This is a genomic window from Actinomadura oligospora ATCC 43269, from assembly GCF_000518265.1.
Classification (GTDB): Bacteria; Actinomycetota; Actinomycetes; order Streptosporangiales; family Streptosporangiaceae; genus Spirillospora; species Spirillospora oligospora.
Genome location: NZ_JADG01000017.1, coordinates 151,056 through 167,447 on the forward strand (window position 1 = coordinate 151,056; position 16,392 = coordinate 167,447).

The following is a 16,392-nucleotide window of genomic DNA, read 5'->3' on the forward strand; positions in this document are numbered from 1 at the left end:
GCGGGACGTCGCGGTGCGGGGCAGCATCGCGCTGCAGTGGGACTTTGCGGTGCGGTGGAGTGCTGTCGTGCGGTGGGACGTCGCCCCTGCGGTGGAGCGCCGCGGTGCGGTGGGGCGTTGCGGGTCGGGTGGGTTAGGTGGGGGTTGTGAGGCGGTGGGCGAGGGCGGTGTGGCGGCGGCCGGAGGAGGTGGTGCGGACGGCGGCGGCGAGGGCTCGGCGGGAGCCGGTGAGGACGACGAGTCTCTTGGCCCGGGTGATGGCGGTGTAGAGGAGGTTGCGCTGGAGCATCATCCAGGAGCTTGTGGTGAGGGGGATGACGACGGCCGGGTACTCGCTGCCCTGGCTGCGGTGGATGGTGATGGCGTAGGCGTGGGTGAGCTCGTCCAGTTCGTCGAAGGAGTAGTCGATCTCCTCGTCCTCGTCGGTGCGGACGGTGAGGGTGTGGTCTTCCGGGGAGACGGTGGTGACGACGCCGACGGTGCCGTTGAAAACGCCGGCCTCGCCCTTGTCGTAGTTGTTGCGTAGCTGGGTGACCTTGTCGCCGGGGCGGAAGACGCGGCCGCCGTAGCGGCGTTCGGGGACGGTGTCCTTGTGGGGGGTGAGGGCATCCTGGAGCAGGGCGTTGAGGGTGCCCGCTCCGGCTGGGCCGCGGTGCATGGGGGCGAGGACCTGGATGTCGCGGCGCGCGTCCAGATCGAACTTGGCGGGGATGCGGTTGACGACGACGTCGACGGTGAGGGCGGCGGTCTCCTCGGAATCCTCGCAGGGGAACAGGAAGAAGTCGGGGTAGCCGCGGGTGTGCGGGTGGTCGCCGGCGTTGACGCGGTGGGCGTTGACGACGATGCCGGACTGCTGGGCCTGCCGGAAGATCTTGGTGAGGCGGACGCGGGGGACGGTGGCGTCGGCGGCGAGTAGGTCGGCCAGCACCTCGCCCGCGCCGACGGACGGGAGCTGGTCGACGTCGCCGACCAGCAGCAGGTGCGCGCCGGGCGGGACGGCCTTGATCAGCTTGTTCGCGAGGATGAGGTCGACCATCGAGCACTCGTCGACGACGACCAGGTCGGTGTCGAGGGGATTGTCCTGGTCGAACCTGGCGTCGCCGCCGGGCTGGAGCTGGAGCAGGCGGTGCACGGTGGCGGCCTCGTGACCGGTGAGCTCGGCGAGGCGTTTGGCGGCGCGGCCGGTCGGCGCCACGAGGGTGATCTTGGCCTTCTTGGCCGCAGCGAGCTCGACGACGGAGCGGACGGTGAAGCTCTTGCCGCAGCCCGGGCCGCCGGTGAGCACGGCGACCTTCTCGGTGAGGGCGAGCCGGACGGCCTGCTCCTGCTCGGGGGCGAGTTCGGTGCCGGTGCGGGCGCGCAGCCAGGTGAGGGCCTTCTGCCAGTCGACGTCGGCGAACGCGGCGAGCCGGTCCCTCGGAACGTTGAGGAGGGTGCGCAGGCCGCGGGCGACGGAGCGTTCGGCGCGGTGGAAGGGGACCAGGTAGACGGCGGGGACGTCGTTCACGCGCTCGCGGACGACGCCCTCGTCGGCGGCGAGCTCGTCCAGGGCGGGGACGATGAGGTCGCGGGCGACGCCGAGGATCTTCTCGGCCGCGGTGACCAGGTTGGGCTCGGGCAGGTAGCAGTGGCCCTGGTCGGCGGCCTCGGACAGCGTGTACTGGAGCCCGGCCTTGATGCGTTCGGGGCTGTCGTGGGGGATGCCGACGGCCTGCGCGATGGTGTCGGCGGTCTTGAAGCCGATGCCCCACACGTCGGCGGCGAGCCGATAGGGCTCACGGCGGACGGTGTCGATGGACGCGTCGCCGTACTGCTTGTAGATGCGGACGGCGAGTGAGGTGGAGACGCCGACGCCCTGCAGGAAGACCATCACCTCCTTGATGGCCTTCTGCTCCTCCCAGGCGGCGGCGATGCGCGCGGTGCGGCGCTTGCCAAGGCCGTGCACCTCGACCAGGCGGCCGGGCTCCTCCTCGATGACGCGCAGGATGTCGACGCCGAAGTGGGAGACCATGCGGTCGGCCATCACCGGGCCGATGCCCTTGATCATGCCGGAGCCGAGGTAGCGGCGGATGCCCTGCACGGTCGCCGGGAGCACGGTGGTGTAGGAGTCGGCCTCGAACTGCCGGCCGTACTTGGGGTGGGAGCGCCACCGGCCGGTCATCTTGATGCTCTCGCCGGCCTGCGCGCCGAGCAACGCGCCGACGACGGTGAGCAGGTCGCCGCCGGACCTCTCGGTGGCGACGCGCGCGACCGTGTATCCGGTGTCCTCGTTGGCGTAGGTGATCCGCTCGAGCACCGCCTCGAGGATCACCGGTTTCGGGGGAACTGCCGCCTGGTTCGTCACGGATCTCATCCTCGCGGACCGGCCGCCGCCACCGAAACCGAAACCGATTCTGTGGATAACCCGCCGGTCGGTCTTGGCCGCATCCGGCGAACGATCTGGATCCTCGCATGATCACGGCGTACGGTCCGGGCGCACCCGTACCACGAGTACCGGGAGGTCTCCCAGGTGTTCCACTCCCGAATCCTGGCCCTCGCGGTGGGCCTCGCCACCGCGGTCCCGCTCGTCGCCGCCACTCCGGCCACGGGCCAAACCCCCAGCTCGCCCCCGACCCCCATCCCCGGCTTCACGGCCAAGTCCTCGGCCTGGCAGCGCGCGTACGAGAAGGAGCTCAGCGCCATTCCGTCCGCGGCGAACGCGCGGCTGCTCGATGCGGAGCTGGCACGCGAACCCGCGGTGGCGGGGACGACCGGCGACTGGCATCGGGTCCAGCGCATCGTCCGCGAGCTGCGCTCCTATGGTCTGAAGCCAGAAGTGAAGACCTACTACACGTACTTGTCGCGGCCCAAGCGCGTCAGCGTGGAGATGACCGCGCCTGAGCGACGCGTCCTGCCGGTGAAGGAGAGCAAGCAGCCCTGGCAGAAGTACTACGACGACATCATCCCCGGCTACAACGGTCTGTCTCCGTCCGGGAACGTGGAGGGCGAGGTCGTCTACGCCAATTACGGGCGTCCCGAGGACTTCGCGCTACTCGCCAAGAACGGAATCTCACTCAAGGGCAAAATCGCTCTCGTCCGCTATGGGCAGGTGTTCCGGGGTGTGAAACCCGCTCAGGCGGCTAAGGCGGGCGCCAAGGCCGTCATCATCTACTCGGATCCGGCGAATGACGGCTTCATCCGTGGAACGGTCTATCCGCAGGGGCCGTGGCGCGCGTCCGACGGCATCCAGCGCGGCAGCGTCGGTCAGATGATGTACGCCGCGGGCGACCCGCTCACGCCGGGATGGCCCTCAACGAAGCACGCGCCGAGGCTGAAGCCGTCGCAGGCGCCGGAGCTGCAGGGGCTCATCCCGACCACGCCGATCTCCTATGGCGCGGCCGAGCCGCTCCTGCGCGCGCTCGACGGCGCGCAGGTACCGAAGGAATGGCAGGGTGGATTGCCGTTCCCCTACCACTTCGGGCCTGGCGGAACGCGTGTCCACCTGGATCTGCAAAGCGACTTCATCACCACTCCCATTTGGGACGTGACCGTGCGCATCCCCGGGGCGGAGCGTCCTGACCAGGAGGTCGTCCTCGGCGGCCACCACGACGCGTGGGCGTACGGGTCTCTGGACAACCTGTCCGGCACCGAGAACGTTCTGCAGGTGGCTCGTGCGCTCGGGAAGCTGCAGAAGCGCGGTTGGCGTCCGGACCGGACGGTCGTCCTGGCCACATGGGACGGCGAGGAGTACGGCATCTACGGCAGTACCGAGTACGCCGAAGAGCACGAGAAACAGCTCCGCAACGCAGTCGCCTACGTGAACATGGACATCGCCGCCGGTTCGGAGTTCTCCCCATCGGCGACACCCGCACTCGACCAGAGCGTCATCGACGCGTCGAAGGAGGTCGCCTGGCCGGGGACCGATGGGACGCTGTACGACGCGTGGAAGCAGCAGAACAACGGTCAGACGCCGATCGACCGCATCGGCGGCGGATCCGACTTCCAACCGTTCTTCCAACGATTCGGCGTCCCCGCCATGGATCTGGGTGCGAGCAGCCCCGGATCGTCCGGGAACTACCACTGCACCTGCGACGACTTCTACTCGACGGACCGCTTCGGCGACCCGACCTGGGAATACCACGCGGCCATGTCGAGGCTCGCAGGCATCGCGACCCTGCGCTTGGCCAATGCCGACGTCATCGCCATGCACTACCAGCCCTACGCGTCCGAGACGGTCGGCTACCTGAACGACTTCACCACTGAGCAACGCAAGAAGCTCGGCACGGTGGCGGTGGACGTGTCGCGCGACGTCGCGCAGGCGCAGGCATGGGAACGAGCGGCTCAGTCAATCCAGACCCAAGCCGATATGGCGCTCGCCAAAGGCGACACCGCCGCGTTCCGTTCTCTCAACGACCGGCTCATTCGCGCGGAACGGGACCTGCTCACTAACGCCGGTCTACCCGCGCGCCCGTGGTACCGGCACCAGATCTACGCACCGGGCCTCGACACCGGGTACGCCACCCAACGGCTTCCCGGGCTGCACGACGCCTTGTTCCTGAAGAACGACCCAGCAACCGCGCGCGCGTACGAGGCACGTCTCTACAACAGCCTCCAAGCCGCGACCCGATCTCTCACTCTCTGAGGACGACCATGAAGTCCATTCACGCAGCCGCAGGCGCCGTCCTCGTGGGCACGGCCATGCTCTCCACGGTCGCACCGGTCAACGCCGCGAGCGGACCGTCCGTCACGAAGGAGACGTTCGGAAAGCTCGCCGACGGCACCACGGTGGACCGCTACACCCTCAGCAACGCGCACGGGATGCGCGTCCGGATCCTCACCTACGGCGGCATCATCCAGATGCTGGACGTGCCGGACCGAAAGGGCCACGACGGCAACGTCGCCCTTGGCTTCGCCACGCTGAAGGACTACGTCGACAAGAACGGCGGCCCGTACTTCGGGGCGCTCATCGGACGCTACGCGAACCGTATCGCCAAGGGCCGATTCACCCTGGACGGGACGTCCTACCAGCTCCCCATCAACAACGGCCCCAACAGCCTGCACGGCGGCATCAAGGGCTTCAACACCAAGGTCTGGAAGGCCACTGCCGTCAAGGGCAAGGGCAGCGTCGCCCTACACCTCACCTACGTCAGCAAGGACGGCGAAGAGGGCTACCCAGGCACGCTCACGACGAACGTCACCTACACCCTCGGCACCAGCAATCGGCTGAGGCTGGATTACCGGGCAACAACCGACAAGGCCACCATCGTCAACCTGACGAACCACTCCTATTTCAACCTCGCCGGGGAAGGCACGGGCGACGCCTACGGCCATCGGCTTCAGGTCAACGCCTCCCGCTACACCCCGACCGACGCCACCCAGATCCCCACCGGAAAGCTCGCCCCGGTCAAGGGCACTCCGTTCGACTTCACTCGCCCGCACACGATCGGGGAACGCATCCGCGACAACGACCCGCAGCTGCTCATCGGCCACGGCTACGACCACAACTTCGTCCTGAACCAGCGCCGCCCGGACGAACTCACCCTCGCCGCCACGGTCACCGAGCCTCGCACCGGTCGCGTCCTACGCCTCAGCACCACCCAGCCGGGCGTCCAGCTCTACACGGCCAACTTCCTGGACGGCACTCTCGTCGGCACCAGCGGCCACGCCTACCGCCAAGGCGACGCACTGGCCCTCGAAACCCAGCACTTCCCCGACTCCCCCAACCACACGACCTTCCCCTCGACCGTCCTACGCCCTGGCCAGACCTTTACCTCGACAACCGTCTACGACTTCTCCACAATCGGCTGACGCAGTGAAGGGGGAGCCGGGCTAACGCCTGCGCTCCCCCTTGTTTTTCGCCTCCTCAGTAGGCGTGTGGCCGTTGGCGGGGTCCAGCGGACCGGTCTCGGTGATCAGCGCCGTAATAAACCGGGCCGGGGTCACGTCGAAGCCGGGGTTGTGGGCTCGCGCGCCTGCAGGGGTGACCGGGATAGGGCCGTTGGTCAGCACTTCGGCGGGCGGGCGCTCTTCGATGGGGATGTGGTCGCCGTCCGGGGTGGAAAGGTCGATGGTGCTCCAGGGCGCGGCCACCAGGAAGGGGATGTTCGCGGCGGCGCAGGCCAGGGCCACCGCGAGGGTTCCGACCTTGTTCGCCGTATCGCCGTTCGCCGCTATGCGGTCGGCTCCGACGATCGCGGCGTCTATGCCGCCCCGAAGGATGGTGCCCGCAGCGGCGCTGTCTGGTTGGACGTAGTAGGGAATGCCGAGTTGGTCGAGCTCCCGGACGTCCCGATACTCCAGGCGCGCGGGCAGGAGCGTCTGGTCGAGAAGGCGCAGGGAGTCGCCGGTCCACGCGATGGGAGCGATATCTGCCGTCATGGGTTCATTTTCTCGCGCGCCTGTGGGATGCGACGCGTTCGCGGCTGCCGCAGCGTGCTGAGCAGTAGCGGCGGGGCGCGCCACGGCCCGTCATGACGAAGGGCCTTCCGCAGGAAGCGGACGCGCACACTCCGCCTGGGAGGGCCCTGCGTTCGGCCAGGAGGACGGCCAAGGCGAGCGCAGAAGAGGCGGCGAACCATTCGGCCCAGGACGCGTCGTCGCTGCGGTCCGCATGGAGGTGCCAGAACGTGCCGTCATGGGCGCTGAGCCTTGGCGGGGCGGCGGCTTCAGCGAGCAGGTCATTGATGAGGCGGGCGGCGCTGTCGACGTCCTGAGCTCCGAAGATTTCCCAGAGGCGGTCGGCTACCGCACCCAGGGAGGTGACGTCCTCGTCCGTCACGTCCGGTCTGGTCGGCTCCCCGTGCGCGTGCAGGAGGGACGCGACGGCCGAGGCGTCCGCCTTGTCGACGCGCAGTGCGCCTGTCAAGGCCGCTGCCCGCTCGGCCGCGTCCGATGGCCGGTTGATCACCGCATCCTCCTTGTGTTACGCCTTTTACATGCTAACCCGTAACGGAAGTGCGGCGGTCTACTTCGCCGGGGCGCTCAGCGCGCGGACGGCCGACGAGATGTCGGCTCCCGCGTTGCTGCTGCTCGGGATGGCCGTGTTGGGGTCGGAGCGTCCGGCCTCGCTCTTGTTCGCCGCGCTGACCGTGGCGTCCGCCGTGGGCGGGCCGCTGCTCGGTGCTCTGATGGACCGTGCGGCCCGGCCCGGATTGCTCCTGGCTCTCGCACTCGGCGGTTATGCGGCCGGACTTGCTCTGGTGACGACCGTTCTGGGGCAGCTTGGGATTGCCATGACGGTGGCGGTCTTCACGGGGCTTCTGGCACCGTCCCTGTCGGGGGCTTGGACGGCGCGCCTAGCCGACGTCCTGCCTGAGCGGCTTTTGGGGCGCGGCCATTCGCTTGATGCGGCGACCTACAACGTCGCCGCGCTGGCCGGACCGGCCGCTGCGGGGCTCATCACGGGGGTTGGCACCTATTGGGCCATGGCGGCGACCATCGGATTGCTGCTCTTGGCCGTCCCCGCCGCATTGACCCTTCCGCGCCAGCAGGCGCGCGCATCTGTTGCCTTCACCGCGGACCTCAAGGCGGGATTCGTCGCCATCGTGCGCGCGCGGGGGTTGCGTCGGGTCACGGTGGCCTCCATGGTCGCCTTCTTGGGCACGGGCATGCTGATCGTGTCGTGCCCGCCCTTGGGTGAGCGTTACCTCGGCGGAGCTGGCCGTGGAGGGCTGTTGCTGTCGTTGCTGGCAGCGGGGGCGATGGTCACCGCCACAGTCGCGGCGCGGTGGCCACCCAGGCGCCAACCGGAATCGGTGTTCACCATCGCCGCCGTGGGGATCGCATTCGGGTTGGCCGGTCTGGCTGTTGCGCCGAATGCATCCGTGCTCGTTGTGGCGGCACTCCTCGCGGGGGCGGGCGAGGGGCCGCAGTTGGCGGCGGTGTTCGACATCCGGCATCGAGAAGCGCCGGCACGGCTGCGCGGGCAGGTGTTCACCACTGGGGCGAGCCTCAAAATCACCGCCGGCGCGGTGGGTGCGGCACTGGCGGGCAGCCTGCCCCTGACGTTCGCCCTCGGTTTCGCCGCCGCCACTCAGCTGCTGGCGGCGGCCCTGCTCATCGGGTCAGGACGCGAACGGGCGCGCCCGCGAGGAACGCCTCGATATCTTCGACGGCCTCGGAGAAGTACCTCCGATAGTTGTCCTCGGTGACGTAGCCGAGGTGCGGCGTGGCGAGGAGGTTCGGGAGCGTCCGGTACTCGTGGTGCTCCGGGAGCGGCTCGATGTCGTAGACGTCCACCCCCGCGCCCGCGATCTGGCCCTCACGCAGCGCGGTGGCGAGCGCGTCCTGATCCACGATGGACGCGCGGGACGTGTTGATCAGGAAGGCCGTCGGGCGCATCCGCTTCAGCTCGGCCGCGCCGAGCAGGCCGTCCGTGCGTTCGCCCGGCTTCACATGGACGGTCACGAAGTCGCTGGTCTCCAGCAGGTCGTCCAGCGTGGCCAGGCGGCGCGCCCCGGACTCCGCGGCCTTCTCGGCGGTGAGGTTCCGGCTCCAGGCGACCACGTCCATGCCGAAGGCGGCGCCGATCGTCGCCACCCGGGAGCCGATCCGGCCGAGCCCGATCACACCGAGCCGGCGTCCGTGGAGGTCGGTGCCGAGCGTCTGCTGCCAGGGTCCGCCGGAACGCAACGAACCGTTCTCGGGGATCACGTGGCGGGCCAGGCCGAGGAGCAGGGCCCAGGTCAGCTCGACGGTGGGGTGGGTGGCGCCGGCCGTCCCGCAGACGGTCACGCCGCGCCGCGCCGCCTCGTCGAGGTCGATCGAGGCGTTCCGCATGCCGGTGGTGATCAGGAGGCGCAGGTTCGGGAGTCTCGCGAGCAGCTTCTCCGGGAAGGGGGTGCGCTCCCGCATCGCCACGATGATCTCGCAGTCGCCGATCGTCTCGGCGAGCCGCTCGGGGTCGGGCTCGTGCGCGCGCAGGAAGCGGACGTCGACCCGCGACCCGATCCGCGACCAGTCGGCCAGAGACTCCGCAACGCCCTGGAAATCGTCGATGACGGCACATTTGATCTTCATTGCCACCACTGTATCCCGACCCCTCAGAACACTTTCTGACCTGGGGTAACTTGACAATGGTCGAACTTATGTTCGACATTGGCGGAGTGGTGAGCGCAAGGGAGGCGAAGTGGCGGACGCGTCGGCGGCCCCCAGTCTCCCGCCGCACGCCGCCCTGCGGGACCAGCTCGTGCGTACGGGCGGGCCACGGGTGCCGGTGCTGCCCGCGTTGCGGACGCTCCTCCCGGGCGGTCTGCGGGCGGGCTCGGTCGTCGGGCTGGACGGTTCCGGGTCGGCGTCCCTGGGCGTCGCGCTGGTCGCCGGGGCGTCCCTGGACGGCGGCACGGAATCGGACGGAGGGTCGAATGGCTGGTGCGCGGTCGTCGGCGTCCCCGAATTCGGGGTGCTCTCCGCATGCGGCATGGGCGCGGACCCGCGCCGCCTGCTCCTGGTGGACGACCCAGCGGAGCGGTGGCCCGACGTGGTCGCGGCACTGGTCGAAGCCGTGAGCCTGGTTCTGGTCAGGCCATCTGAGCGTCCCGCGCCCGCAGCCGTCCGCCGTCTGACCGCCCTCGCGCGCAAGCACGGGAGCGTGCTCGCGCTCACCGGCCCTGCCATGCACACCTGGCCGGGGGTGAGATTGCGGCTTGCCGTGACCGAATCGCACTGGGAGGGGCTTGGGGACGGTCACGGAGTCCTGGGCGGACGTCGCGCGCTTGTCGTCGCCCAAGGCCATGACGCGCCAGGGGCCGGACGACGCGAATGGCTATGGCTACCCAGTGCCGCCGGGCAGGTCGAACCGGCCGAGGCCCCGCGCGCCCGCGCGTCCGGGCGCCCTGTGCTGGAGGTCGTCCGTCCCCGGAGAGTGTCGTGAGCAGGGTGCTGGTGGTGTGGTGCCCCGACTGGCCTGCGACGGCGGTCGGAATCGAGGCCTCCGCGCCGGGAGCGGTCGTGAGCGACGGACGGATCGCGGCCTGCACGTCGGCGGCACGGGCCGAGGGCGTGAGGCGCGGGATGCGGGTCCGCGACGCCCAGAGGCGCTGCCCTGACCTGCTCGTGCGCACGCGCGACACCGATGCCGAGGGCCGCATGTTCCTCGCGGTGGCGGCGGCCGTGAGTGAGCTGACACCCCGGGTCGAGGTCGTCCGGCCGGGCCTGTGCGCCGTGCCCGCGCGCGGGCCGACGACGTTCTACGGCGGCGAGGAGGCCGCCCGGGTCCTCCTCCAGGACGCCGTGGTCGAGGCGGGCTTCGACTGCGGCGTCGGTGTAGCGGACGGCCTGTTCGCGGCGGAGTTGGCCGCGCGCGTCCAGGGCGGCGTGGTGGTCCCTCCTGGTGGCGCGGCGGCGTTCCTCGCGCCCTACCCGATGTCAGTGCTGGATCGTCCCGAACTGACCGACCTGCTGGACCGGCTGGGCATCCGGACGCTGGGCGACTTCGCCGCGCTGCCCGCCGGGCACGTCGCGGGCCGCTTCGGCGCGGACGGCGCGCTCGCGCACCGGCTCGCGCGTGGGGAACCGCCGCGGCCGGTCGCGCCGTCCGCCGCGTCTGCCGACCTGACCGTCCGCGCCGATTTCGACCCGCCCGCGCAGTCCGAGGAGGTGACGTTCGCCGCGAAGCGGCTGGCAGGCGAGCTACACGAGTCGCTCGCCGAGCACGGCCGTGACTGTGTGCGGCTCTCGGTGGAGATCGGTATGGCGGACGGTCACGTCCTGCACCGGCTCTGGCGGCACGACGGCGCGCTGTCCGCGCTCGCCGTGGCCGAACGCGTCCGCTGGCAGCTCTCCGCATGGCGGACCGACATCCCCGGCCGTAGCGACGCCCCAGGCCGTGCCGACGCCTCCGGCCACGACGAGGACGCCGTGTGGGGCGGCGTGGTCTGGCTGGAGCTCACTCCTGACCAGCTCGTGCCTGCGGTGGGCAGCCAGGACGCGCTGTGGGGGCAGAGCGGCGTGGACGAGCGTGTCTCGCGCGCCACCGACCGCATCCAGGCGCTGCTCGGGCACGGCGGTGTGACGCGTCCGGTCCTCGTGGACGGGCGCGGGCCCGGCGAGCAGGTGTTCAAGGTCCCCGTGGGCGACCTGCCACCGCGGGAGATCCCGGACGGCCCGTGGCCCGGCCGGGTGCCGGCGCCCGCCCCCGCCGTCGTCCCACCGGAGCCTCTGCCCGCCGCGGTGACGGCTCCAGACGGCGCTCAGGTGCGCGTGTCGGCCCGCTGCGCGGTCTCGGGACCTCCGGCCTACGTCGCGGTCGGCGAGGCGCCTCCGGACGCCGTGACGGGCTGGACGGGCCCGTGGCCGGTCGCCGAGCGCTGGTGGGAGCCCGAGCGCGCCCGCCGCCGGGCCCGGTTCCAGGTCACGACCGCCGAGGGGGCCGCGTACCTGCTGGCCGTCGAGGGCGGGCGCTGGCACGTGGAGGCGGCGTATGAGTAACTGGTTCAACCCACCCGTCCCCTGGTCTGAGCTGGAGAAACGCCTCACCTGGAACGGCGGCGGCACGCCCGCTCCCCCGGCGCGCCCGGAGCGGGAGGATCCCCGTCCGCAGGTCGCCTCCGCCCCCGAGGTCGAATGGGCCGAGCTGCACTGCCACTCGTCGTTCAGCTTCCTGGACGGGGCGAGCGACCCCACGCGGCTGGTGGAGGAGGCCGCGCGACTCGGCGTGGGCACGATGGCGGTGACCGACCACGACGGCATGTACGGGGTCGTGCGGTTCTCCCAGGCCGCCCGCGAAGCCGGTATCCGCACCGTCTTCGGCGCCGAGCTCAGCCTCGACATCGAAACACCGCGCGCGGGCGAGACCGACCCGGCCGGACGGCATCTCCTCGTGCTCGCGCGCGACCCGGGAGGCTACGCGAAGCTGTGCTCGGCCATCACCGCCGCACAGCTCACAGGCGGACAGAAGGGACGGCCGATCTACGACCTGGAAGCCCTCGCGCACGCACACGAGGGCCGCTGGGCCGTGCTGACCGGATGCCGAAAGGGGCCCGTCCCGGCGGCACTCGCCGAAGGCGGCCCGGAAGCGGCCGAACGCGAGCTTCGTCGCATGGTCGAACTGTTCGGGCGGGAAAGCGTCTTCGTCGAGCTGATCGACCATGACCAGCCCGGCGACGACCTCCGCAACGACGTGCTCTTCGCGCTCGCGCACGAGGTCGGGGCACCGGTCGTGGCGTCCAACAACGTGCACTTCGCCGCACCCGGAGCCGAGGCGCGGCTGGCCGAGACGATGGCGGCCGTCCGGTCGCGGCGGGCTCTGGACGACATGGTCGGCTGGCTCCCGGCAAGTGGCACGGCGCACCTGCGCAGCGGCAAGGAGATGGCCGCACGCCTGGGACGCTTCCCCGGCGTGCTCGAACGGACGGTCGCCCTGGGCGCAGAGTGCGCGTTCGACTTTTCCGTCGTCGCGCCGAAGCTGCCGGACTGGCCGATCCCCGAAGGCCAGACCGAGGCCAGCCACCTACGGAAGCTCGTCGCGGAGGGTGCCCTTCAGCGTTACGGCACGCCCGACAACGAGAACATGCCCGGCGCCTACGCGCAGATCGCCAAAGAGCTCGACATCATCGAAGGCCTGGGATTCCCCGGCTACTTCCTGATCGTCCACGACATCGTGGCGTTCTGTAAGGACAAGAACATCCTGTGCCAGGGGCGCGGATCGGCGGCAAACTCGGCGGTCTGCTACGCGCTCGGCATCACTGGGGTGGACGCGGTCAGGCACGGCCTGCTGTTCGAGCGGTTCCTCTCCCCCGGACGCGACGGACCACCCGACATCGACCTCGACATCGAGCACAACCGCCGCGAAGAGGTCATCCAGTACGTCTTCGACAAGTACGGACGCGAATGCACCGCGCAGGTCGCGAACGTCATCAGCTACCGGCCGCGCATGGCCGTCCGGGACGCGGCCCGGGCGCTCGGCCACTCCCCCGGCCAGCAGGACGCCTGGTCGCGGGGCATCGATCCGCGCGACCCCGTCGGCTCGGAGACCGAGGTTCCGGGGCCCGTCCGCGAGCTTGCCCACCAGATGCTGGAACTGCCCCGCCACCTGGGAATCCACTCCGGCGGCATGGTCATCGCCGACCGTCCCGTCGGCGAGGTCTGCCCGATCGAGTGGGCCTCCATGGAGAAGCGCAGCGTCCTGCAATGGGACAAGGACGACTGCGCGGCGGCAGGGCTGGTGAAGTTCGACCTGCTCGGCCTCGGCATGCTCGCCGCCCTGCACGACTGCTTCGACCTCGTGCGCGCGCACTACGGCGAGGACTACGACCTGCAGTCCGTCCCGCAGGAGGACTCCGACGTCTACGACATGCTGTGCGACGCCGACACGGTCGGGGTGTTCCAGGTGGAGTCGCGCGCGCAGATGTCCGCGCTCCCGCGCCTGCGTCCTCGCCGCTTCTACGACCTGGTCGTGCAGGTGTCGCTGATCCGGCCAGGTCCCATCCAGGGCGGGTCCGTCCATCCGTATCTGCGGCGGCGCAAGGGGCTGGAACCGCCCGCGTGCCCGCATCCGCTCATGGAGGGCGCGCTCGCCCGCACGCTGGGCGTTCCGCTGTTCCAGGAGCAGATGATGGAACTGGCCATCGCCTGCGCGGGATTCACTCCCGCCGAAGCCGACCAGCTACGGCAGGCCATGGGAGCCAAACGCGCGCCCGAACGCGTGGAACGGCTCAGGGAACGCCTCATGCGCGGGATGGCGGAGCGTGGCATCCCGGACGACATCGCCGAGGACGTCTACCAGAAGATCCTGGGCTTCACCGGATACGGCTTCCCCGAATCGCACGCGCAGAGCTTCGCGCACCTCGTGTACGCGAGCGCGTACCTGAAGCGGCATCATCCGGCCGCGTTCACCGCCGCCATCATCCGCAACCAGCCGATGGGCTTCTACAGCTCCAACTCGCTGCTCGCCGATGCGATGCGGCACGGGATCACCGTTCGGGGCGTGGACGTCAACGCCAGCGACCTGCATACGACGCTCGAAGAGCCGGTCCCACCCACACGCGCGCACAAGCACGCGCCGGACGAACCCCAGCCCGCCATCCGCGTCGGCTTGGCAAGTGTCCGCGACCTGGGGACGGCCACCGCTGAGGCGATTGCGGCCGGACGTCCCTACCGCGACATGGAAGACCTCACCAGACGCGTCACGCTGTCGGCGGCTGCGCTCGAAGCACTGGCGACGGCCGGTGCGTTCGGGTGCTTCGGGCTGTCGCGACGGCAGGCCCTATGGGCTGCTGGCGCACTCGCCGGAAACAGCCAAAACGCCTTGGAGGGCGTCACACCGGGAACGGTCGCGCCCCCGCTACCCGCCATGACGCCCATCGAGGAAACCCTCGCGGACCTGTGGGCCACGGGCATCGCGCACACCCACCCCATGACGCACGTGCGCGAGGCCCTGGACGACCTGGGCGCGCTGTCGTCCGAAACCCTCGGGAAACAGCCCAGCGACACGAACGTGGTGGTCGCCGGGCTCGTCACGCACCGGCAGCGGCCCCCGACGGCGGGCGGCATGGTGTTCATGACCCTCGAGGACGAGACGGGCGTGATCAACGTGGTCTGCCCGCCGCCCGTGTTCGCCCGGCACCGCGCCCTCGCGGTCGACTCCCAGGCCCTCCTGGTCCATGGGCGGCTCGAGCGCGTCGACGGCGTCACCCACGTCCGCGCGACCCGCCTGCGGCGTCTGCCTGTGCCCGGCCGCGTCCGCTCCCGCGACTTCCACTGAACCCAGGATCGACCAGCCCGAAGGCTCACCAGCCCGCGAAGCGGTCGCCCGGGCGTGGGTGCCGGGCGTGCCGGGACGTGAGCAGGTCGGACACGGTCACCAGCGTGTAGCCCTCGCCCTTCAGCCGCGCCACGATCTGCGGGACGGCGTCCACGGACGTCCCGTAGGTGTCGTGCATGAGGATCACCCCGCCCGCCCGCGCGCCGTCCACGGCCCGGTCGGCGACGGTCGAGGCGTCTTGGTCGCGCCAGTCCAGGGTGTCCACGTTCCACAGCGACTGGACGAGGCCGAGCGAGCGGGCGACGTCCCCGACCACCCCGTTGGACGCGCCGTACGGAGGCCGTAGCAGCACCGGCGCCCGGCCGGTGATCTGGCGGACGGCGTCCTGCGTCTGCTGTACCTCCGCGTGCACCTGGATCGGCGCGAGCCGGGTCAGGTCGTGGTGGCCGCGCGTGTGGTCGCCGATCTCATGGCCCGCGTCGGCCATGCGCCGCAGCAAACGCGGATGGGCGGACGCGTTCGCGCCGACCACGAAGAACGTCGCGCGCGCGTGCGCGTGGTCCAGCTCGTCCAGCAGCCGGGACGTGTCGGGCCCCGGACCGTCGTCGAAGGTCAGCGCCAAGCACTTGGCGACGTCGCAGTTCACACGCGCGGACCGCGGGCGCGCCCGGTTCGTCCTCGTGGGCGCGGGGACGCCGGAGGCCAGAGTGAGCCGGGGACGGGGCGTGAGGGACGCGGCGCGGGCGCGCCGGCCGAGGTCCGACAGCAGCGGCTCGAACTCGGAGGCGGGAAGCGCGACCGCGACGCGGCCGGGCGCGGAAGGGGCGACCGAATGATCGCTGAATTCCACGACCAGGTCGCCGTCGGTGTTGAACGCCATGGACGCGAAGGTCGCCGGGACGGCGGTGACACGCTCCGGGTCGGCCTTGGCCTCGATCCGCGCGCGCACGATGGAGGCAAGGCGGTTCAGGGCGTTCTCGCCGTTGACCAAGGCGTCCGAGCCCACGGCCCACCCGGCAAGTCCGTCGTACCAGTACGTGCGGCGGGTCTCGCCCGCCTCCGCGCCCTGCGACTGCCGGCTCACCAGCCGGACGCCGACGACGCTCCCGGACGCGGCCGTCAGCGTCCACTGGACATTCAGCTCCGGCACGAGCACACCAGGCTTCTCACCTGCGCTTTCGCGCTCATAGGGATCGGTCAGGTCGTCCACGGCCTGATCGAGCCGATCGGTCAGCGGCCCTGCGCCGGGCACGATCGGGTAGGACGTGAAGAGCCGCCGCCGCGCGTCCGACTCGCTTCGGGTGACGGTCTCCAGGCCGGCCACGGACGCGGGTTCCACGGCGCGCGGCAGCGTGGAGTCCAGGGCGGCCTGCCGCGCCCACCGCGGGCTCCCGGCCGCGCCCGAGCAGCCGGCGGCCGTCACGCCGAACGCCAGTCCCGCCGCGAGCGTGGCCGCCGCTCCGCGCCACCGCACCGGTCGCACGCCACCCCCTCGTCCCACACCGTGCAATTCAGACCAAACAGACAGACCGGCAGACTATGGCGGTCGCGGCGAGGGTGGCCGCACATCCGGACAGCCATGAACGAGGTTTGCCCACCGCCGATTCTCCTTTACCTCTATTTGGCAATCTCTTGGCTCTGGCTCTACCGACCTGGGCTCTGTCATGGTGTGACCGTCGGGGAATCCGCGTGACGGTCGGGGGAAACCCGCG

The 16,392-nt window shown here is 70.6% G+C and carries 11 protein-coding genes; 6 read left to right on the forward strand and 5 right to left on the reverse strand.

Features of this window, described 5'->3' with window-relative positions:
• Positions 1 to 133 precede the first annotated feature (133 nt).
• Positions 134 to 2,344: an SF1B family DNA helicase RecD2 gene (recD2, locus tag P696_RS0125760; protein ID WP_245627811.1), complete on the reverse strand. Its 2,211-nt coding sequence runs from the start codon at positions 2,342 to 2,344 to the stop codon at positions 134 to 136.
• A 195-nt stretch (positions 2,345 to 2,539) separates the two neighbouring features.
• On the opposite strand from recD2, the gene P696_RS48125 reads away from it, so the two are divergent.
• Both P696_RS48125 and P696_RS0125770 read left to right on the forward strand, forming a co-directional pair.
• On the forward strand, positions 2,540 to 4,621 hold the full coding sequence (locus P696_RS48125) for a M28 family peptidase (protein ID WP_034486952.1): 2,082 nt from the start codon (positions 2,540 to 2,542) through the stop codon (positions 4,619 to 4,621).
• Positions 4,622 to 4,629: 8 nt separating this feature from the next.
• Positions 4,630 to 5,787, forward strand: a complete 1,158-nt coding sequence (locus P696_RS0125770; protein WP_026414579.1) for an aldose epimerase family protein — start codon at positions 4,630 to 4,632, stop codon at positions 5,785 to 5,787.
• Positions 5,788 to 5,808: 21 nt separating this feature from the next.
• On the opposite strand, the gene P696_RS48130 is transcribed toward P696_RS0125770, so the two are convergent.
• Both P696_RS48130 and P696_RS0125780 read right to left on the reverse strand, forming a co-directional pair.
• Positions 5,809 to 6,357, reverse strand: a complete 549-nt coding sequence (locus tag P696_RS48130; RefSeq protein ID WP_051468179.1) for a translation initiation factor eIF-2B alpha/beta/delta subunit family protein — start codon at positions 6,355 to 6,357, stop codon at positions 5,809 to 5,811.
• A 4-nt stretch (positions 6,358 to 6,361) separates the two neighbouring features.
• Complete coding sequence (locus tag P696_RS0125780) at positions 6,362 to 6,886, reverse strand: CGNR zinc finger domain-containing protein (RefSeq protein ID WP_026414580.1); 525 nt, start codon at positions 6,884 to 6,886, stop codon at positions 6,362 to 6,364.
• Here P696_RS0125780 and P696_RS48135 point away from each other — a divergent pair.
• Positions 6,879 to 8,129 carry an MFS transporter gene (locus P696_RS48135; RefSeq protein ID WP_211245859.1) on the forward strand — a complete coding sequence of 417 codons (1,251 nt, stop codon included), beginning with the start codon at positions 6,879 to 6,881 and terminating at the stop codon, positions 8,127 to 8,129. The two genes, P696_RS0125780 and P696_RS48135, sit on opposite strands and share 8 nt — an antisense overlap.
• On the opposite strand, the gene P696_RS0125790 is transcribed toward P696_RS48135, so the two are convergent.
• Positions 8,035 to 8,997 carry a D-2-hydroxyacid dehydrogenase family protein gene (locus tag P696_RS0125790; RefSeq protein ID WP_026414581.1) on the reverse strand — a complete coding sequence of 321 codons (963 nt, stop codon included), beginning with the start codon at positions 8,995 to 8,997 and terminating at the stop codon, positions 8,035 to 8,037. The two genes, P696_RS48135 and P696_RS0125790, sit on opposite strands and share 95 nt — an antisense overlap.
• Before the next feature lie 109 nt (positions 8,998 to 9,106).
• Between P696_RS0125790 and P696_RS48140 the strand changes: the two genes are divergently transcribed.
• Genes P696_RS48140 through P696_RS0125805 form a run of 3 tightly spaced genes read left to right on the forward strand, consistent with a single transcriptional unit; the run spans position 9,107 to position 14,680 of the window.
• Positions 9,107 to 9,850, forward strand: a complete 744-nt coding sequence (locus tag P696_RS48140; RefSeq protein ID WP_211245860.1) for a hypothetical protein — start codon at positions 9,107 to 9,109, stop codon at positions 9,848 to 9,850.
• Positions 9,847 to 11,406 (forward strand): DNA polymerase Y family protein, encoded by a 1,560-nt coding sequence (locus tag P696_RS0125800; protein ID WP_026414582.1) that lies wholly within the window; start codon positions 9,847 to 9,849, stop codon positions 11,404 to 11,406. Before P696_RS48140 ends, P696_RS0125800 begins: the two co-directional genes overlap by 4 nt.
• On the forward strand, positions 11,399 to 14,680 hold the full coding sequence (locus P696_RS0125805) for an error-prone DNA polymerase (protein WP_026414583.1): 3,282 nt from the start codon (positions 11,399 to 11,401) through the stop codon (positions 14,678 to 14,680). Before P696_RS0125800 ends, P696_RS0125805 begins: the two co-directional genes overlap by 8 nt.
• A gap of 25 nt (positions 14,681 to 14,705) precedes the next feature.
• Here P696_RS0125805 and P696_RS48145 read toward each other — a convergent pair whose 3' ends face one another.
• Positions 14,706 to 16,163, reverse strand: coding sequence for a polysaccharide deacetylase family protein (locus tag P696_RS48145; RefSeq protein ID WP_157429915.1), 1,458 nt, complete (start codon positions 16,161 to 16,163; stop codon positions 14,706 to 14,708).
• Positions 16,164 to 16,392: the final 229 nt, after the last annotated feature.